Here is an 18,520-nt window from a genome sequence, read left to right as displayed (position 1 = left end):
AGACTAGACGCTTGGGTTTGTCTTTGGGTGCTCCGGGTAGTTTTCGAGGATCTTGGACAGAATCGTCTCAAGACCAGCGCCAAACTCCAGCTCTTCCTGGGTCAGCGTGCTGAACATCTCAGCCATCTGCTGATTGCGCTCTTCAGAAACGCGGTGCAGCTCTTCACGGCCACGGTCGGTCAGTTCAACGCGGACGCCACGGCGGTCTTTGCTGTCGCGGACGCGCTCCACCATGCCGGCGACCTCCAAGTGGTGCACGGCGTTGGAGGCGGTGGGCATGCGGATGGCCTCGGCCTCAGCCAACTGGCTGATACGGCAGGCACCCAGTGCCTCCAGGGTCATCATGATGGACAGCTGCGCGCGGCTGAGCTGGGACTCCGAGGAGCGGCGGCTGTAGAGCAGCTCAGCGCGAGTCAGAAGAGGGCGAATGCGCTTAGCGAGCGACAGAGGAGTAACGGCATCAGGATTGCCAATCGAGCCCGAAGATAATGTCATAGCGACGATGTTATATGCGAACAGTGCTAGTTGCCAATACGAAATTTATTTGGGGTGCTATTTATTTTTCTACAACTGGTAATTTCGGCAATGAAATCACCGGGAATTTTTCGCCAATCATCTAAAACCCCAGTACAAGGCATTAAACATATCTGCGTATAAGGTTTTTTCGGTGCTGGCAGAAACCCCCTAAAGTGTCACTTCTTCTGTACTTAGAACTTTGGGTTGGAGGTAGCCATGCGGCTACTCTCGCGAACCCTTTTGGCTTGTGATATATCTCGCGGATCAACCCTCGCGGGTGTATTGCTGTCAGCTTTACGACGACTGCAGCGCACGCATCCATGGCGGGGACGAGATGGGCGCAGCAGCGAGTAGGGCGAGAAGGCGTGGAAGAGACGCGGGGAGGATAGGGGAGAGAGAAGCACAAAAGCGCCAGCGGCTACCGCATGGGTAACCGGCTGACGCTTTTCAAGGAACATGCTCTCGGAGCTGCTGGCTTATACCTTTGAGCGCTTGTGCCTTTTAGTCTTCGCCCTTGATGAACGCTTCGAGCTGTGCTCGCGCAACATCGTCGGCAAGCTGCTTCGGCGGGGACTTCATCAGGTAGGAAGAAGCGGCGTAGACCGGGCCGCCGATGCCGCGATCCTTGGCGATCTTGGCAGCGCGAACAGCATCGATGATGATGCCAGCGGAGTTCGGGGAGTCCCAGACCTCGAGCTTGTACTCAAGGTTCAGCGGCACCTCGCCGAAGGCCTTGCCCTCGAGTCGGACGTAGGCCCACTTGCGGTCATCCAGCCAGTCCACCCAGTCGGACGGGCCGATGTGGACGTTGCGGTCATCGATCTTGCCGGCCAGTGGACCGGTGAGATTGGAGGTGACGGCCTGGGTCTTGGAGATCTTCTTGGACTCGAGGCGGTCGCGCTCGAGCATGTTCTTGAAGTCCATGTTGCCGCCGACGTTGAGCTGCAGGGTGCGCTCGAGGCGAACACCGCGGTCCTCAAATAGCTTGGCCATGACGCGGTGGGTGATGGTTGCGCCGACCTGGCTCTTGATGTCGTCGCCGACAATCGGAACCCCTGCGTCTTCGAACTTCTTGGCCCACTCCGGGTCGGAAGCGATGAAGACCGGCAGGGCATTGACGAAAGCTACACCAGCGTCAATGGCGCACTGTGCGTAGAACTTGTCAGCCTGTTCTGAACCGACCGGCAGGTAGGAGACCAGGACATCGACCTTGGCATCCTTCAGCGCCTGAACAACGTCGACCGGTTCAGCCGGGGATTCGTCGATGGTGTCCGCGTAGTACTTGCCAACGCCATCCAGGGTCGGGCCGCGCTGAACCTCAACGCCGAGAGTCGGGACATCGGCAATCTTGATGGTGCAGTTCTCGGAGGAAACAATGGCCTCGGAGAGGTCCTTGCCGACCTTCTTGTCGTCAACATCGAAAGCTGCGACGAACTCGACATCGGAGACGTGGTAGTCGCCGAAGACGACGTGCATGAGGCCAGGAATGGTCTCATCGGGCTTTGCATCGCGGTAGAACTCGACACCCTGCACCAGGGAGGAGGCGCAGTTGCCGACGCCGACGATAGCGACGCGAATTGAACTCATTTGGTAATTCTCCTTGAAACTATGTGCTCGGAGGCTTTGACCTCGCGCCGGGAACTCACACCGGGAACTCGCATCAGAACCTAGCATCAGAACCCGCACCAGGGCCTTACGCCCGCGGTGCGGCCGTGAGTGGGTGCACGCATTGAGGTAACGAGCGTGACGTTATACCTTTATGCGTTTTTTGCCGATGCCCGAACCGTGAGGGGGCATGTGTTTACCGATAAAGCGGGGGTGAAATCAGCCCGCACGCGCCTGCTAATCTGTCTTCGTGATGACATGGCAGGGCGAGATCGATCACTCCTTGCTCAAGAAGCAGTTATTGGAGCAGTGGCGTGCAGGGGAGATTTCACGGAAATCACTCTGTGATGCCGATGCTCGGCTGGTCGCTGCCGCGCGTTTTCACGGCAGAAAGTCCCAGGAAGAGTGCCCAGTATGTCGCAAATTCGACCTCCGACTCGTATTCTGGGTGTTCGGAGAAAACTTGGGCCGTCGTTCCGGCTCTGCTTGTACTGAAAACGAATTATCCGCAATAGTTAATGAATATGGTTCGTGCACCGTCAAAGAAGTTGAGGTGTGCCCCGACTGCAAGTGGAGTTTCCTGACCCGGACACTTCAGGCAGCTCGAGAAGAGTCAGAAAACTAGGGAGAGCACCCGTGAGCAATGATCGACCCGATAGCCCAGGCGGTCCTAACAGCCCTCACGAGGGCCAGGGTTCTAATTCATCAGGCGAGTGGTGGGATCAGCCGGATGCTGATTCCTTCAATACGCACGCACGCTCCGATGACGCATCGCTTGACGACGATTCCAGCGACAGCATTGATGCTGTTTCGGTCGGTGGCAGTGACGAGGGTCTGGCTACCGGTTCAGAGATGACGTCGGCAAGCGAGCCGGACCCGGAGAAGGGGCAGTACGCCCCAGATGACCATGAACCAGATGACCATGAAGAGGAAAGCTCGATGGCGCAAGAAGAACAGCCGACTGACAATAAGCGGCGAATTTTAGCGTGGCTCGGTCTAGCCGTGGCGTTGGTCGTGCTGTTGCCGGTAGTTGTGTTCGGTGTTGCTTATGCGACAACGGACGTGCCGGAGCCAGAGGAGTTGGCCAATAGCCAGATTGCGGTGATTTATGACCGTTCTGGTGAAAAGGAAATCACGCGCATCGTCCCCGAGGGCGGTAACCGAAGCAACATCACTATCGACAAGGTGCCGGATGCTGTACGCAATGCAGTGCTGGCAGCTGAGGATCGTGATTTCTATACCAACCCGGGTTTCTCCTTGACTGGTTATGCCCGTGCGGCTCTGGGAGTCGTGACTGGTAATTCCAGTGCCGGTGGCGGCTCGACCATTACGCAGCAGTACGTCAAGAATGCTGTGGTGGGCAATGAGCGCACGCTGACCCGTAAGGCCAAGGAACTGGTCATGTCGGCGAAGATGGCGCGGGAGTGGACCAAGGACGAAATCCTTGAGGCCTACCTCAACACGATTTACTTTGGTCGTAACGCATACGGTATCGCGGCAGCGTCGAAGGCCTACTTCGGTAAGGAAGTCGGTGAGCTGAATGCCGAAGAGGGTGCCGTGCTGGCAGCCTCGATTCAGCGTCCATCCGCACTGGATCCGTGGACTAACCGTCCAGAGGCTGAGCAGCGTTGGAACTACGTCCTCGATGGCCTGGTGGAGATGAACATCGTCTCGCCGCAGGACCGCGCGGGAATGCAGTACCCGGAGACCATCGATCCGGCGTTGGCGCCGAAGCAGGCTCCGGAGCCCGGCCCGGCTGCCATGATCAAGAATCAGGTGCTGGCTGAGTTGGAGCGCGAAGGTATCTCCGAGCAGGAGGTCAACACTGGCGGTCTACGCATTACGACGACCATTGACCCGACGGTGCAGCAGGCTGCCCTGGATGCGATGGAAAACTACGTCGATCAGTCAACGGGTTTGCGTGCCGCCATCGTTTCGGTGGAGCCGAAGACCGGTGCTGTCCGCGCCTACTACGGTGGCGACGATCCGACTGGTTGGGACTACGCAAACAGCGGTCTGCAGACCGGCTCTACTTTCAAGATTTTTGCGCTGGCAGCAGCTCTCGATCAAGGTATTCCACTGACCGCGCAGTACTCTTCGGCACCTGTGCAGTCCGGTAACGTCACTCTGCACAACGACGGCGGTGCCGGCGGTGGCGTGCTTCCGCTTTATGAGTCCCTGAAGCAGTCGCTGAACACCCCGTTTATTCGCCTGCAGCGCGACCTGAAGAATGGTCCGGATGACACCGCCAAAATGGCTCATCGTCTGGGCGTGGCTGAGTCCATCCCGGGTATTGAAAAGACTCTGATGGACGACAACGGTCACTCGCAGGACGGTATCGCCCTGGGTCAGTACCTCTCACGTCCGCTGGATATGGCCGTTGGTCTGGCTACCCTGACTAACGATGGCGTCTATCAGCAGACTCACTTCGTAGAGAAGGTCGAAAACTCCAAGGGCGAGATTGTTTACGAGTCCAACGCTGACAAGGGCGACCGTCGAGTTTCCAAGGCAGTGGCCACCAATATGATATCGGCCATGGAGCCTATTGCCGGTTACAGCAACAAGCCCTTGAGTGGTGGTCGCCCGTCGGCCGCCAAGACCGGTACTACGCAGTTGGGTGACACCGGCCAGAACAAGGATGCGTGGATGATCGGTTCGACACCGCAGCTGTCGACTGCAGTGTGGGTTGGCAACGTCGATGGTTCGGCGCTCTACAACTCCTATGGTGGCATCATGTACGGCTCGCAAACCCCGGGTGATCTGTGGAAGTACACCATGGATAACGCACTGTCTAACGAGGACTTTGAGTACTTCACCAAGCCGGAGCCAATCGGTGGTGTCGCAGGTGCGCCGCAGTACCAGGCGCCGTCGACCTCTGACTCTGGCTATGACCAGGGCTATGCCCCGGAGACCACAGAAGAGGAGTCGGCCGAGGAGTCGACCTCTGAGTCCTCCGAGGAGCAGCCTGCACCGCTTCCGGTTCCGGGTGGCGATGGCGGAGGCGGTGGCGGCGGAATCGCTGACCTACTGCCCATCCCGATTCCGGGAGGCGGTGGTTTCGGCGGTGGCAATGAAGGCGGCGGAGACCCCGGTAACCCTGGAGGTGGACAGTAAGTGGACACGTGGGTGATTTTCACCATCGTCTGCGTCGCGATTGGCTTCCTGATGTTCGGCACGGCCTTTTGGGGCTTCATGCAGAAGTGGAAACCGGCAATCATTTGGGCTCTGTGCCTGGCAGCTTTCCTATTCGCGACAGTCATTCCGGTGATTATTGCGTTGGCACATGCTTCCTCGACATCAATGTAGGACGCAGGCCAGGTAGTCAGTTGCTAGAGCGTTAACTGCCCACCAAGCACGCGACAACTTCACAATTCAAAGAGGCGCACGCAGTAGCTCTGTGTGCGTCTCTTTCTATTCGGCGCCCTGACACCGCTTGCCAGTACTGCTTGCCGATGGCGCCTGCGATTAGGACATATACCTCTGCCTGCGGTACCCTGGCAGGGTTGCTTGACGCAACGATCCTCCTGCTGCATAGCGGTTGGCATGAAAGACAGTGCCAGCGCACCACGCTGTGTAGCCGAAATACAAGAACTAGACCATAGGAGGTGATGAGGTCCGTGCGTCACTACGAAGTAATGATTATTATCGATCCGTCTCAGGATGAGCGCACCGTAGGCCCGTCCCTGGAGAAGTACCTCGACGTTGTCCGCAAGGAGAACGGCAAGGTGGAGAAGGTGGACATCTGGGGTAAGCGCCACCTCGCCTACCCGATCGAGAAGAAGGAAGACGGCATCTACGTTGTCGTCGACCTCACCTGCGAGTCCGCAACCGTGCTGGAACTCGACCGTCGTCTGAATCTGAACGACAGCATCCTGCGCACCAAGGTGCTGCGGGTTGATCGTTAATCTGCGTCATATTTGCGTAACCAGAGTGCTCGAATGGGACACACCGGTAATGCGAAAGTCGTAGGATAGCGGGCGAAAGCCCCATCATCAGCTCGACAGAATACAACCGAGGAGAAGAAGCATGGCTCAGGGAGACGTACAAATCACAGTGGTTGGCAACCTGGTTGCTGACCCGGAGCTTAAGTACACCCAGAACGGCACCGCCGTCGCGAACTTCCGCGTCGCGTCGACTCCGCGGGTGTACCGAGATGGCCAGTGGGTTGACGGCGAGGGTATGTTCCTCACCTGCAGCCTGTGGCGTGAGGCGGCGGAGAACGCTGTCGAAAGTCTCTCCAAGGGCATGCGCGTCATCGTCCAGGGTCGTCTGCGCCAGCGCAGTTACGAGACCCGCGAGGGCGAGCGTCGTACCGTCTTTGAGGTTGAGGTCGATGAGGTGGGCCCGTCCCTGAAGTTCGCTCGAGCTCAGGTCACGCGCACTCCACGCAACGGCGGTGGAAACTTTGGCGGCGGCAACCGCAGCCAGGGCGGAAATGCCGGTGGTGGTTTCGGCGGTGGCTTTGGTGGAAACCAGGGCAACCAGGGTGGACAGGGCGATCGCGGTTTTGGTGGCGGAGCTCCTGCGGAAGATCCGTGGAACTCAGCTCCTCCGGCCGGTGGCGGCTTCGGCGGCGATGAGCCTCCGTTCTAAGCTCCTTGCAGCCACGGCACTACGTGACTAGTTTGCAGCAGATTTAGCATCCACAATTCTCATAATCTTTTAAAGACATATCCAGCGAAAGGCAGGGATCATGAAGCTGATCCTCACCGCCGACGTTGACAAGCTCGGTGTCGCAGGCGACATCGTTGAGGTCAAGGCCGGCTACGGACGTAACTACCTGCTTCCTCGCGGACTGGCAATTGTTGCCACCCGCGGCGCAGAAAAGCAGATCGAGGGCATTCGTCGTGCCCAGGAGGCTCGCGCTATCCGCGACCTCGACCATGCACGTGAAGTCAAGCAGAAGATTGATTCGCTCGACAACGTCTCCGTTGCTGTGAAGGCTTCGGAAAATGGCAAGCTGTTCGGTTCTGTCACCAAGGGTGACATCGCCGATGCAGTTCGTAAGGCTTCCGGTCAGGCTATCGACAAGCGCGCAGTCGTGCTTGCTCCGAGCCAGATCAAGTCCCTTGGTAAGCACACCGTTGACATCGCGCTGCACCCGCAGATTACCGCGCATGTTTCCGTACAGGTCGTCGCCGCGTAAGTTCGCGGTTTAGAGTTTTTACTTTGACGGCGGCTGACGAGCACCGCGTTTAAAGACTGCGCGGGCTCTGAGGCCCAATGACAACAGCACACGTGAAGCTCTGATCTTTCGTAGTGAAAGGTCGGGGCTTTTCGTGGTTTAAGGCTGGTTTAAAGCCTTTTACGCAGGTGTTGGAAAGAGCGTCTACGACTTGTCCACAGGCTAACGATGATTGCTGTGGATAAACCTGTGGGTAACTTGCCTGGCTGCCGTGGATAACTTTTCTGGAGAGCGCGAGATTTTTATTAATTTATCGTTAATAATCTCCGCATGAGCAGCATCGATGCTAACGAGGTAACAGAGGATTACATTTGTGCAGAATTAAGGCAAATACGCACTGACCTGCGTAGATAGAATATTTCCGGGTTGAAACTCCGCTACCCCCGTTAACATTCAAGCGGCGGTTTAGGGTTATGGACCGTTCACCTGGACTTTTCTTGATTGTGCACATGTTCTCCCCAGGCTTGTCCACAGGTGCTGTGGATAACTTCGGGGATAAACACCGTAGAAGATTGTTTTCCGGGGCCTTCAAGGGTACTTTTACAGGTCCGTCAATCCGCTCGAACAGGTATAACTGCGGTAGGTAGTCAGGTGTCCAGTGCTGGCGGTCGGAACAGACATATTGAGTGTGACGGTCAGTCAGCAACAGGGTTGAAAAGGCACCTAAGTGGTCCAGAAGGGGAGGAGCTGCTCACGATGAGTCAGCCTGTAGGTGATGGTGGTCATTCCGGAGCAGGGGACGAGGCGTCCTCCTACTCGGTAAATTCCCACGATGATTCCTTCGATGACGTTCCGCTGCCCCCGGAACCGCCGGTAGAGGATGCGCCACCGGAGGAGTATTCCTTCTCTCAGAGCTCGGGCAACGGATCGTCGGCAAGCGGATCTGGGGCGCGGGACTGGGAGCGAGACCGTGGTCGTGGCGCTCGTGCGAGTGCGGTCGCGGGCGCGACTTTTGAGCGCACGCCGCCGCACAATATCGAGGCGGAGCAGAGTGTGCTCGGCGCGATGCTGCTGAACTCAGAGGTCGTTGCGGATGTGTACGAGCAGCTGACGCCGGAGGATTTCTACCGGCCAGCGCACCAGACGATTTACTCGGCGATTTTGCACCTCTACGGTGAGTCCTCGGAAATTGACCCTATTTTGCTGGCAGGTCGTCTGGATCGAACTGGAGACCTGGAGCGTATCGGTGGTCCGCTGTACCTGCACACCTTGGCCTCCCTGGTTCCAACGGCGGCGAATGCGCAGTTCTATGCCCGCATTGTTGCGGAGAAGGCGACAATCCGTCGCCTGGTCGAGGCCGGCACGAAGATCGCCCAGATCGGCTATGCGGGCGCGGAGGACACGGAGCCGGAGCAGCTGGTGGATGAGGCGCAGCAGCTCATCTTCAGCGTTGGACGTGAGAACACGAAGAATGACTACGTTCCCATCGCCGATGTCCTGGATGACACGCTGGAGGAACTGGATCTTATTACCCAAAACGGCGGTCTGGCGCAGGGTGTGCCGACGGGGATTACCAACCTGGACAAGCTGACGAACGGCCTTCACCCAGGTCAGATGGTGATTATTGCGGCTCGTCCGGGTGTGGGTAAGTCCACGCTGGCGATGGACTTCATGCGTTCGGCATCGATTCGCAACGGCATGACCAGCGCAATTTTCTCGTTGGAAATGTCGCGCAACGAAATCATGATGCGCATCATGTCCGCAGAGGCGAAAATCAACATGGCATCTTTGCGCTCCGGTGACCTGGATGAGCGGGACTGGACAAAGCTGGTCGAGGTCGGCGACAAGATTCGGGATGCTCCGCTGTTTATTGATGACTCGCCGAACCTGACCATGATGGAAATTCGCGCGAAGGCACGTCAGCTGAAGCAGAAGCACGATCTGAAGATGATTGTGGTCGACTACCTGCAGCTGATGAGCTCGGGTAAAAAAGTCGAGTCCAGGCAGCAAGAGGTCTCGGAGTTCTCCCGTCAGCTCAAGTTGTTGGCGAAGGAACTCGAGGTACCGCTGATTGCAATTTCGCAGCTGAACCGTGGTCCGGAAGCTCGCACAGATAAGAAGCCACAGGTCTCGGACCTGCGTGAGTCGGGTTCGCTGGAGCAGGATGCCGATATCGTCATGCTAATTTACCGGCCGGACTCGCAGGAGGCTGACCATGAACGTGCTGGTGAGGCGGATATTATCGTCGCAAAGCACCGTGGTGGACCGACCGGAAGCATTGCTGTGGCCCACCAGCTGCACTACTCCAGGTTCGCCAACCTAGCGGAGGAGCCCAGCGGTTCTCTCTAGGTGCCTGGCCTAGCCACCCAGAATTAGTGCAATCCGGGGGGCTAGGTAAGGTGAGTGACAGTCAATGGGGCGAGTTTTCGTGCGTTGATGGTTTTGAAGGTTTTGAGGGTTACGCGGAGTCGTCGGGAAGCGGGGAAGCACTATGTCACCAACTGCCGCTCCCGTGGCAGCGGAGGCCAAAGCGAAAAGGCAGAAGAGTGCGCCGAAACAGCGCGTCGGTTGGGTAGATGCGGCTAAGGGGCTGTGCATTCTTTTAGTTGTGCTTGGCCATGCCATCACAGAGCTGCAAGCGCACGGTTACTACACGGCGCAGTGGGCGGGGATTAACTTCTTCCTCGGACCAATCCGTATGCCGCTGTTTTTCCTGCTATCTGGTCTCTTTGCCGGCAAGGCACTCAAGGAGTCGTGGCATAAGTTAGCCAATCGCCGAATCTGGGTGATGGTCTATCTCTACGTGATTTGGGTTCCACTGCGTGACTTCGTGCTTTTCCTCATGCCGTATACGCACGTGGATGCCGATGGCATAGTGTCTCCGGCGCCGATTACAGACCATAGCGCGTGGGGGCCGCGAATTTACAACACGCTTCACGCGATCATCGAACCAACTTCCTACCTATGGTTCCTGTGGGCGCTGGCGCTGTTCGCAATTCTCACACGAGCATTCCGCTGGGTACATCCGGTGATTCAGCTCATCGTTACAGGCCTCATTAGTGCATGGGCGCCTTTTGCCTCGTCCAGCTGGTCGTGGGACTTTGTCAGCAAAATGCTGTTCTTCTACGTGCTGGGCATGTACGGCGCGCCCTGGATCTTCCGGATGGCACAGCGTCGCAGTGGTCTCGCACTACTAGTGACGCTGACGGCGTTTCTGTCGGTGGCGATCTGGGTGCAGGCGACCTACTCGAGCTTTAACGAAGGCAACGTCGGCTTCACCCGCGTGTACCTGTCCACCACTGGCGCACTGGCTGCAATCAATATTATGGCGATGCTGCAGAACACTCGCCTAGTTGTGCCTTTTGAAAAGGTTGGCGGCCGAACGCTGCCTATCTTCCTCATGCACATTCCAATGTTGGTTGTGGTCATGATTATTTGTGACCTCATTCTGCCGAAGGACCCACATTTGGTCATCATGACGCCGCTGGTGACTATCATTGCGGCGATGCTGTGTCTTGGTCTGCACAGGTTGCTGCTTGCCATCGGTGCCGGGTGGCTCTTTGTCCGTCCTGTGTGGGTAGTGCGCATGACTACGCCGGGGCAGCGTGCCCTTCAGCGCAGTCAGAATCCTTCTTCCCTGCCTGAAGGCGAGGCTCCGCGGCAGCCTAAGAGCGAACCTGCTTCCTAATTCAGCTCAACAAGGCGGTAGCGTGGAACCGGGAGCCGATCAGGCGGCAGAAGTGACACAGAGAATAGCCATGAAGAAATGAGAAAGCCATGCGTCTAGCAACGTTGCGATACCAGGGTGCAACCCGCGCCGCTGTTCTCGGCGACGGCGTAGCGGTCCTTTTTGATGACCACTGTCTCGGAGATGTGTTAGCGCGGCCAACGTGGCGTCGTGAAGCGGAAGAACTCTTGGCGGAGGCGGGGAACAACCCTGACAACGTCATGGCGGAGAGCGCGTGGGCGTTCGCACCGCTGATTACGCGGCCGGGCAAAATCGTCTGCGTCGGCTTGAACTATGCCGCGCACATCGACGAGATGGGGCACCAGCGCCCCGAGGTGCCAACGTTATTCGCGAAGTTTGCCGATGCCGTCGCCGGTGCGAAGGATGATATCCGAGTGCCGGAGGCCTGCGCGGAGAAGCTCGATTACGAAGGCGAGCTCGCGGTTATCGTCGGTGAGACCTGCCTGCGGGTGTCGGAGGAGCAGGCACAGGACGCTATCGCTGGGTACGCGATTATGAATGACTTCACTCAGCGCGATTTCCAGTACGCTACCGCGCAGTGGCTACAGGGGAAGACGTTGCAGCGCGCCAGTGCTTTCGGGCCGTGGATGCTCACGGCTGATGCTTTCGATGCGGACTCCGCGCGGGTGCGCACATACGTCGACGGAGAGCTGCGCCAGGATGCACCGATTGCGGACCTTGTTTTCTCCCCGGCGAAGTTGATCGCCTACATCTCACAGTTCGTGCAGCTGAACCCGGGCGATGTCATCTCCACGGGAACGCCGGCGGGTGTTGGCCACGGCATGAGCCCGCAGACCTACCTTCAGGATGGCCAGGAAATGGTCATCACCATCGATGGTCTGGGTAAACAGGCCAACACTGTCCGCATCAACCACTAGCACGCGCCGCTTTACGACGTTCCCGCGAACCCGGCGGGAATGAATCGACCCCCGCGTGCGTTGTGGGAGACTAACGGGTAAAAACCTACGTAAAGAACGTGAAGTTAGAACACGACGTTAAAGAGTAAGAGGAGTTAGACCCATGGCAACTGTTGATATTACGAACGAGACTTTCGCTGAGACTATTCAGAACAACGACATCGTGCTCGTTGATGCCTGGGCATCCTGGTGCGGTCCGTGCCGCCAGTTCGCCCCGATTTATGAGAAGGCTTCCGAGAAGCACTCAGAGGTAGTGTTCGCAAAGCTGGACACCGATGCCAACCAGGAGGTTTCGGCAGCCCTGGGCATTCAGTCGATTCCGACGCTGTTTGTTTTCCGCGAGGGAATCCTGCTGTTCCAGCACTCTGGTGTGCTGCCGGAGGCCGCCCTGAGCGATCTGGTTGGCCAGGCTTCGGAGCTGAACATGGATGATGTCCGTGCGCAAATTGCCGAGCAGGCCGCACAGGATAGCGCTACCGAGTAAACTCTGCGGTTCAGCCCGCATACTGTGCGTTTTCCGACTTGGAGCACTTCCGCGTAAGCCCCCGCGCCTGAACTAGCCCTCAAGCGCGCGGGGGGCTTTTTGTATCTAGTCCGCGCGCTGGCCACGAATGAGCCAGCCAATACCAAAGCCAGCGAGTGCTGCTACTAGCGCCCACAGGGCTGGAGCGACTTTGTTTGAGTCCTCCTCAATCGACAGTGGTGCGCTGGTGCGGGCGTGCTTTGTCTCCTTCTCACCTGTTGGCAGAACCTGCCCGTCTGGGAACACGTGCTTGACAGCTTCGGTGAGTTCGTTGGCGGTCAGGTTTTTGCCCAGAACCGCGATAGCGTAACGGTCATCGTCGCCAAGGAATCCGGCAGTGGTGTGCTGCTCTTCGTACCAACCGGACTTGTTGGCAATCGTTTCCTTCGGTAGCGCTGCACGCAGACCGAAGTTCTGGTCTGCATCGCCGTAGGAGTAGCGCGGCAGTGAGTACATCAGCTGACGCATGTATTTGGTCTCCGTGTCGCTCAGCCCGCCTTCTTCGCTCAGCATCCGGTCAAAGTAGGCAACCATGTCGGCTGGCGTACTGGTGGTGGCTCCCCACATAGGTGAGCCGACAGTCTTATCCGAGAGGCCGTAGCGCTGTCGGACATTGTCAACGATGCGTACACCGCCGTAGGAATCCCACAGCTCGTCAGTTGCTTCGTTGTTGGAGTATCGAATCATGTCGTCGCGCAGCATGGCGTCGGGGTTGCCCTCAACCGGCATATCGCCCTCGCCAGCGACGATCTCGCCCTTCTTCGGCTGCGTGTAGTTGGAATAGGCCACAACGTCGGCGACGAATACCTTCATCAGGCTGGCGAGGCGAAAAACATCATCACAGTGTGAGTTGCAGATGAACTCACCGGTCTGGCGATCCAGAATGCCCATGCCGAGCATGCCGCCCTTAGCATCGAAGTTCTCGGTCACTTCGTCGAGACGAGTTTGCACGCCAAGGCCCCACTGGGTCTTCGCCCCTGGCACAAGTGGGGGAAACTCCTTCGGCTCACTTTTCACAGTGCTTTCCGACGGCTCCGTCGAGGACGTTTCCGATGTCGGTGAAGAGGTTTTCTCGGTCGACTTCTCAGCCGACTTCTCTGCGGTTCGCCCTGTGCTCTTCTCGGGAGCCTTTTCAGTTGGCTTTTCGGTGGTCTTCTTCGTTTTTGCGTCGGAGGGCTTAGCCGGCTCCGTTGAGGATGGAGCTGCTACGACTACCTGCGAAAATGCACCGGTATCGGTGGAGTCAGCAGTTGCGGTGACTGTCGCGTTAGCCAGCGGCGCAGTTGCTGACAGAGTAATTACCGCGGCGAGACTCGCGGCCAGTCCGCGGTACGCGCGTTGAGGGCAATGAACCATGTTTAGAGAGTTTACAACTCTAGGGGAGTCTTGCTCGTCGGTAACCAGCTCTTACCGTTTGCCGAGAGAGAGCGAGCTAGCTCACGTACAATTTTTTAAGAGATGGAATCTTCTCGGTTCCGATTAGTTATTCCGCATATGTTGAGGAAGGTTGGATTTGCATGGCTAATCCATTTGCCAAGGGCTGGAAGTACATGATGTCTTCGTTCGATAAGAAGATCGAGGACAATGCGGATCCTAAGGTTCAGATTGCACAGGCAGCTGAGGCCGAGCGTCAGCGCCATCAGGAGATTCAGCGTCAGGCTGCGGCTATCATCGGCAACCGCAATCAGCTGGAAATGCAGCTGGGGCGGTTGACCTCTGAGCGTGACAAGATTACCGAGAACACCCGGCAGGCACTCGCCAATGCGGATCAAGCTCGTGCCAAGGGCGATGAGGCCACTGCACAGAAGATGGAAAGCACTGCTGAGGTGTTTGCCACCCAGCTGGTGAATGTTGAAAAGGAGCTGGAAAATACTACGCAGCTCCACCAGCAGGCCGTATCTGCTGCTGAGGAGGCACAGCGTCAGGCGCAGCAGTCGCAGGCTCGCTACGAGCAGATTAAGCAGGATATCCGCAAGCTGGAGTCGCAGGCGGATCAGGCCAAGATGCAAGAGACCGCGTCGAAGACTCTCCAGAGCATGCAGGGTATTTCCGAGGATCCGAATGTGCCGACTTTGGATTCGGTCCGTGAGAAGATTGAAGGCCGCTACGCCAATGCGTTGGGCGCTCAGGAGCTCGCGGAATCCTCACAAGCAGGTCGCATGGCTGAGATCGAGACTTCGACTCGCGATGCCGCTGCTGACATGCGTCTGGCCGAAATTCGTGCCCAGATGAGTAATGAAAACGCTGCTCTCGAATCCGGTTCTGCCGCGAAGGATAACGCCGGCGAGCTGGAGGCCGCCGAGGCCGCCGAGGCTGTCGAGTCCGTTGAGGCCGTTGAGGACACCACAACGGACGCAGACGAAGCGAAGTAGCGTTCACCAGTTGCCAACAATCGTCAACAAGAAAGTGTCGGGGTTTATGTCAGTTTGAGCGGGAAAAACCACCCTAAACTGACATAAACCCCGACACTTTCTCGCACCAGCAGCGCCAGCAGCGACAGTAGCGCCAGCAGTGCTGAAGCCACCGAAACTGCCGAATCCGTGAGGCGCGCTATTACTCCAATTCGCCGTTCTTCCGCGCGAGCAGCACTCCGCGGATACCGGCGTGGAAACCATCGCGCAGATTGACGCGCTGCGTCTCCGTCAGCGTGTATTCGTGCAGGGTTTCGCACGCAAACTGCAGCAGCGGACGATCAATGTCCGGTGGCAGCCCACCACCAGAGAGCAAGTGGGCACTATCGCGCGCCTGCTCGTTTGCAATATTCTCGTACCACCAGTTCGCGTACTGCTGTCCCACATCGAACGGCGTCTGAAAACCCGCGGATGCCCACACCTCGTTCGGCAGGGGCACGTATCGACTACGCAGCTTCCTCCTTGGCGCCATCATCGAAGGATTCGGCCGCGGGCTTGGTTTCGGCGTACTCGTGTTGGCACCGTCTTCGCTTGTCGACGACTCCGTCGCCGACTCCCCACTGCCGGTTGCAGTCGACGACGCGGAATCGGGGGCAGACGCGCCTGCATGCTCGGCTCCGGTGTTGTTCACAGTGTCGTTACCAGCCCCACTGCCAGTGTTGACTGTCGCGCCGGGCATGGTCGCTGGAGAAGGCTGTGCTGGCTGCGTTGGCTGCGTTGGTGAGGCAGCCGAAACGCCCGAAGCAGCGGAATCCACCCGTGTAGCTTCCGAACCGCCGGTGCGCTCTACCTCAGCGCGGTGCTCAGCCTGCGCCGGGATTTCCCGGGCACCCATCTTGGCCGCGTGCTCGACCTCGTTGAACTTCGGCGAGTCGGCCTTGGCCGTCGGCGTGGCTGCGGCATTGTCTTCGCTGCGACAGTCGGAGTCGCTGTCAGCCGTGGGGGATGGCACAACGCGCTGGTCCTGCGGAACCTCCGGAGTGCCGGCCTCCGGCGAAGCAGCGTCACCGTCGGCAGCGGAGGGAGTGTTCTCCGTGCCGTCGTCAAGCGAGCCCTCGCCCGGAGGAGTGATGCGCGTATCCGGCACGCAGGTGGCGCCGAGATCCTCGATTGGTTCGGCATCGCCCAGCGGCTTATTCGTGCGGACGACCGGTGGGATTGGGCCTTCAAGGACGTTGAGCTGCATGGCGTCGGCGAAGTCCTCGCGGGGATCGAGGATTGTCGTCGAATCGCAGGCATGGCGAAGTGCACCGGACATGGAGTCCCAGCCGAAGCCGTAGAGATGCACACGCACACCGGCAGCCGAAGCCTCAGCGACGCCGGGCAGCATGTCCGCATCGCCCGAGACCAGCACGATATCGGAAACTTGGTTGCGCAGGCCGGCGACGACCATGTCTGCGACGAGTCGCGTATCGACGGCCTTCTGAGTCCGTCGGTCACCCCATTCAATGAGCTGACCTGCGCGCAGCTGCACACCATCAATCGTGCGCAGTGAGCGCTGGTAACGATGCGGCCCCGACTCCGGGATGCCGTCGTACCAAAGTTGCCGCTGAACTGGCTGGTTCAGCTGCTGGTTAATCATTCGGTCAAGGACACTAACTACTTCTCTAAGGTCGATTTCTAATTGCCCGCGGGCTCCGGTTTCCCACGAGTTGTAAAAGCTCGCCAATAAATATGACGTATCGACGAACACCAATGTGCGTTCAAGCATGGCTCCTAATTCCTGATTCTTTATTAACTAAATAAGCAAACCGGTTACATCGACAAGGATGCCCGAATAATTCATTCTATGCGCTAAACATGTTTAACTTCAGGGACTATTCTTAATAAGCCGCATCACTTTGACCGCCCTTCGCGGGTTGGCAGGAGTGCGAGTCGACGAGAAGGCACCGATCAATTTAGGTATTGACGTGCAAAGAAATCGCCCCGCGAAGAGTACGACCACACAGGAGAAGGGGAGTTACAAACAGGTATGAGACGCTGGTTCGGCCTATTGGTTCTCATTACTGTGTTGGGACAAGCGGTTTTCAACGGCGGTCGCGTGCTGCTTTCTTGGCGAGTCCTCGATTTTGGCGGTTCCGCCGCCACCGTCGGCTGGTTCACTGCCGCATTTTCACTTGTACCTCTTATTATTGCGCTTCCCGCCGGCAAGCTTGTCGACAGTCATCGCGCCACCGAAGTCATGTACTCCGGTCTCGTCGCCACCGTCATCGCGGCAGCAGTAATGGCGCTCTCGCCGAACCTACCTATTCTTCTGCTCGGCTACGTGGCCCTGGGTTTTGCCCACATGACCACGCTCATCGCCGCTCAAGGCATGGTTTCGCACCTGCGTGGCGGCGTCGCCGGGCTCGATAGCCTCTTTGCTTATTTCACGCTCGGAATTTCCGTCGGGCAGTTCCTCGGCATTGTCGGTGCAGGTCTGCTCACTCCCAACCACGACGGCAGCGCCATGACCGCCACCACTTCTGCGCTCTGGGCGATGACGGGAATCGGCGCGGTCGCCCTGGTCATCGGCTGGCCGGTCGCAACTGCTTATCGACGGCACGAAGCGAATGCAGCCGCCGAAGTGCAAGCTGCTAGCTCAACTGAGCAATCCCCGGCGTCGACTGTTAGCGACCGCAGCCGGATGGACAAGAGGCGGCCGGCGCAGGCCGAAGCCAGCGGCGCATCGGTCCTAAGCATCCTGCGTATCGACGGCATGTCCAGCGCCATGGCTGTATCAATTGCGGTCATCGTAGCCATTGACCTGTTGACGGCATATGTGCCGGTGCTGGGACGCGAACTGGGCTTTAGTGTTGCCGAGGTGACGGCAATCCTTGGTGCGCGTAGTGGCCTCGCGATTATTTCCCGAGCCCTCATGCCGACTGTTTTGAACCGAGCTAATCGCAATCGAGTCCTTATCATTGCAGTTTGTGCCGGTGTCCTGCCGCTTTTGGCAATGCCGTGGCTACAGAGTGCGTGGCTGATGGTTGTCGCAGTTGGTATCTGTGGCTTGGCGTGGGGTTTTGTCATGCCCATGTCAATGACGTGGGTGAGCTCCCTGGTGGATGCCGAGGTGCGCGCTCAGGCGCTATCCATCCGACTGATGGGTAACCGCTTGGCGCAGGTCATCCTGCCGCCGGTTGCTGGTTTGGGTGCTACCGCGATGGGTGCAGGCAGCGTGTTTCTGGGTGCGGGTGCGCTGATGGGGGTCGCGTCTGCCACTGCTTGGCGACGACTCGCAGGTGACAAGGCGGCTCTGACTAAGTAATTGGTCGATTGCTGAGTTGCTGAAAAGTAGCGCCCGAGCCGTAGGAAGGCTCAAATCTGGCGTACAGAGTTAACTAAAGTGATTCGTTTTCCAGGTTCTACCAGCGGATTCGCTTAAATAGGGGCATGTGTGTAATGTATCTGGAGGTCAGCGTGGCCAGGCAGTTTATGTGTTTGGTTGGTTGATGTGGGGGAAATGTTTTCGTGCGGTTAGCCGCTGGGAGTCGTTGGTTTGACTTTCTGGTTAATTGTTTGTTAATGTTTTCTCTCGCTGCTCACGTGGTGGTTGCCCTGGTTGGGGTGGTTGTCTTCGTGGGTGTGTGTTGTGTGAGAACTCAATAGTGTGCCGATGTACTAACTAATACTTTTTTTGGGAAAGTGCTTGTTTGGTTGTCGTTTGCGCGTGTGTGTTGCTGGTGGGTGCCG

The 18,520-nt window shown here is 57.9% G+C and carries 16 protein-coding genes; 12 read left to right on the top strand and 4 right to left on the bottom strand.

Features of this window, described 5'->3' with window-relative positions:
* Window positions 1-3 precede the first annotated feature (3 nt).
* Together ADB08_RS00930 and ADB08_RS00925 are read right to left on the bottom strand one after the other, a co-directional pair.
* Complete coding sequence (locus ADB08_RS00930) at window positions 4-495, bottom strand: MarR family winged helix-turn-helix transcriptional regulator (RefSeq protein WP_016421708.1); 492 nt, start codon at window positions 493-495, stop codon at window positions 4-6.
* Between the two features lie 522 nt (window positions 496-1,017).
* Window positions 1,018-2,103, bottom strand: coding sequence for an inositol-3-phosphate synthase (locus tag ADB08_RS00925; protein WP_016421706.1), 1,086 nt, complete (start codon window positions 2,101-2,103; stop codon window positions 1,018-1,020).
* A 271-nt stretch (window positions 2,104-2,374) separates the two neighbouring features.
* Here ADB08_RS00925 and ADB08_RS11450 point away from each other — a divergent pair, with 271 nt between their 5' ends.
* The 10 genes from ADB08_RS11450 (at window position 2,375) to trxA (ending at window position 12,395) form a co-directional block, all read left to right on the top strand.
* Window positions 2,375-2,746 (top strand): DUF5318 family protein, encoded by a 372-nt coding sequence (locus ADB08_RS11450; protein WP_224783765.1) that lies wholly within the window; start codon window positions 2,375-2,377, stop codon window positions 2,744-2,746.
* Between the two features lie 11 nt (window positions 2,747-2,757).
* A complete protein-coding gene (locus tag ADB08_RS00920; RefSeq protein ID WP_049170079.1) occupies window positions 2,758-5,235 on the top strand; it encodes a transglycosylase domain-containing protein in 2,478 nt (825 codons plus the stop codon).
* Entirely contained in the window at window positions 5,236-5,427 is a 192-nt protein-coding gene (locus ADB08_RS00915) for a hypothetical protein (protein WP_016421704.1), read from the top strand.
* 311 nt (window positions 5,428-5,738) lie between these two features.
* The gene (gene rpsF / locus ADB08_RS00910; RefSeq protein WP_005511978.1) at window positions 5,739-6,026 is read left to right on the top strand and encodes a 30S ribosomal protein S6; all 288 of its coding nucleotides are present in this window, start codon (window positions 5,739-5,741) and stop codon (window positions 6,024-6,026) included.
* A 121-nt stretch (window positions 6,027-6,147) separates the two neighbouring features.
* Window positions 6,148-6,714 (top strand): single-stranded DNA-binding protein, encoded by a 567-nt coding sequence (locus tag ADB08_RS00905; protein ID WP_049170077.1) that lies wholly within the window; start codon window positions 6,148-6,150, stop codon window positions 6,712-6,714.
* A 100-nt stretch (window positions 6,715-6,814) separates the two neighbouring features.
* A complete protein-coding gene (gene rplI, locus ADB08_RS00900) occupies window positions 6,815-7,267 on the top strand; it encodes a 50S ribosomal protein L9 (RefSeq protein ID WP_005511982.1) in 453 nt (150 codons plus the stop codon).
* A gap of 735 nt (window positions 7,268-8,002) precedes the next feature.
* Window positions 8,003-9,595, top strand: a complete 1,593-nt coding sequence (gene dnaB, locus ADB08_RS00895) for a replicative DNA helicase (protein WP_049170075.1) — start codon at window positions 8,003-8,005, stop codon at window positions 9,593-9,595.
* 142 nt (window positions 9,596-9,737) lie between these two features.
* Window positions 9,738-10,934 carry an acyltransferase family protein gene (locus tag ADB08_RS00890; protein WP_049170073.1) on the top strand — a complete coding sequence of 399 codons (1,197 nt, stop codon included), beginning with the start codon at window positions 9,738-9,740 and terminating at the stop codon, window positions 10,932-10,934.
* A gap of 89 nt (window positions 10,935-11,023) precedes the next feature.
* A complete protein-coding gene (locus tag ADB08_RS00885; RefSeq protein WP_016421701.1) occupies window positions 11,024-11,872 on the top strand; it encodes a fumarylacetoacetate hydrolase family protein in 849 nt (282 codons plus the stop codon).
* A 142-nt stretch (window positions 11,873-12,014) separates the two neighbouring features.
* Window positions 12,015-12,395 carry a thioredoxin gene (gene trxA / locus ADB08_RS00880; RefSeq protein ID WP_016421700.1) on the top strand — a complete coding sequence of 127 codons (381 nt, stop codon included), beginning with the start codon at window positions 12,015-12,017 and terminating at the stop codon, window positions 12,393-12,395.
* A 105-nt stretch (window positions 12,396-12,500) separates the two neighbouring features.
* Here trxA and ADB08_RS00875 read toward each other — a convergent pair whose 3' ends face one another.
* Window positions 12,501-13,790 (bottom strand): serine hydrolase, encoded by a 1,290-nt coding sequence (locus ADB08_RS00875; protein WP_049170070.1) that lies wholly within the window; start codon window positions 13,788-13,790, stop codon window positions 12,501-12,503.
* A 161-nt stretch (window positions 13,791-13,951) separates the two neighbouring features.
* On the opposite strand from ADB08_RS00875, the gene ADB08_RS00870 reads away from it, so the two are divergent.
* Window positions 13,952-14,806 (top strand): PspA/IM30 family protein, encoded by an 855-nt coding sequence (locus tag ADB08_RS00870; RefSeq protein ID WP_049170068.1) that lies wholly within the window; start codon window positions 13,952-13,954, stop codon window positions 14,804-14,806.
* Window positions 14,807-14,987: 181 nt separating this feature from the next.
* Here ADB08_RS00870 and ADB08_RS00865 read toward each other — a convergent pair whose 3' ends face one another.
* Window positions 14,988-16,556 carry an NYN domain-containing protein gene (locus ADB08_RS00865; RefSeq protein ID WP_049170067.1) on the bottom strand — a complete coding sequence of 523 codons (1,569 nt, stop codon included), beginning with the start codon at window positions 16,554-16,556 and terminating at the stop codon, window positions 14,988-14,990.
* Between the two features lie 261 nt (window positions 16,557-16,817).
* On the opposite strand from ADB08_RS00865, the gene ADB08_RS00860 reads away from it, so the two are divergent.
* Window positions 16,818-18,095: an MFS transporter gene (locus ADB08_RS00860; RefSeq protein WP_048732259.1), complete on the top strand. Its 1,278-nt coding sequence runs from the start codon at window positions 16,818-16,820 to the stop codon at window positions 18,093-18,095.
* Window positions 18,096-18,520 lie beyond the last annotated feature (425 nt).

The sequence above is a fragment of the Corynebacterium sp. 239_CJEI genome, assembly GCF_001055995.1.
In the GTDB taxonomy this organism is placed as follows: Bacteria; Actinomycetota; Actinomycetes; order Mycobacteriales; family Mycobacteriaceae; genus Corynebacterium; species Corynebacterium jeikeium_D.
The sequence above is the reverse complement of the archived record's forward strand: the minus strand, read 5'-3'. Positions and strand labels throughout refer to the sequence as shown.

Bases quoted from the DNA above. Each gene is read 5' to 3' on its own strand.
- ADB08_RS00930 (WP_016421708.1), bottom strand. From the start codon at position 495: ATGACATTATCTTCGGGCTCGATTGGCAATCCTGATGCCGTTACTCCT.
- ADB08_RS00925 (WP_016421706.1), bottom strand. From the start codon at position 2,103: ATGAGTTCAATTCGCGTCGCTATCGTCGGCGTCGGCAACTGCGCCTCC.
- ADB08_RS11450 (WP_224783765.1), top strand. From the start codon at position 2,375: ATGACATGGCAGGGCGAGATCGATCACTCCTTGCTCAAGAAGCAGTTA.
- ADB08_RS00905 (WP_049170077.1), top strand. From the start codon at position 6,148: ATGGCTCAGGGAGACGTACAAATCACAGTGGTTGGCAACCTGGTTGCT.
- rplI (WP_005511982.1), top strand. From the start codon at position 6,815: ATGAAGCTGATCCTCACCGCCGACGTTGACAAGCTCGGTGTCGCAGGC.
- dnaB (WP_049170075.1), top strand. From the start codon at position 8,003: ATGAGTCAGCCTGTAGGTGATGGTGGTCATTCCGGAGCAGGGGACGAG.
- ADB08_RS00890 (WP_049170073.1), top strand. From the start codon at position 9,738: ATGTCACCAACTGCCGCTCCCGTGGCAGCGGAGGCCAAAGCGAAAAGG.
- ADB08_RS00885 (WP_016421701.1), top strand. From the start codon at position 11,024: ATGCGTCTAGCAACGTTGCGATACCAGGGTGCAACCCGCGCCGCTGTT.
- trxA (WP_016421700.1), top strand. From the start codon at position 12,015: ATGGCAACTGTTGATATTACGAACGAGACTTTCGCTGAGACTATTCAG.
- ADB08_RS00875 (WP_049170070.1), bottom strand. From the start codon at position 13,790: ATGGTTCATTGCCCTCAACGCGCGTACCGCGGACTGGCCGCGAGTCTC.
- ADB08_RS00870 (WP_049170068.1), top strand. From the start codon at position 13,952: ATGGCTAATCCATTTGCCAAGGGCTGGAAGTACATGATGTCTTCGTTC.
- ADB08_RS00865 (WP_049170067.1), bottom strand. From the start codon at position 16,556: ATGCTTGAACGCACATTGGTGTTCGTCGATACGTCATATTTATTGGCG.
- ADB08_RS00860 (WP_048732259.1), top strand. From the start codon at position 16,818: ATGAGACGCTGGTTCGGCCTATTGGTTCTCATTACTGTGTTGGGACAA.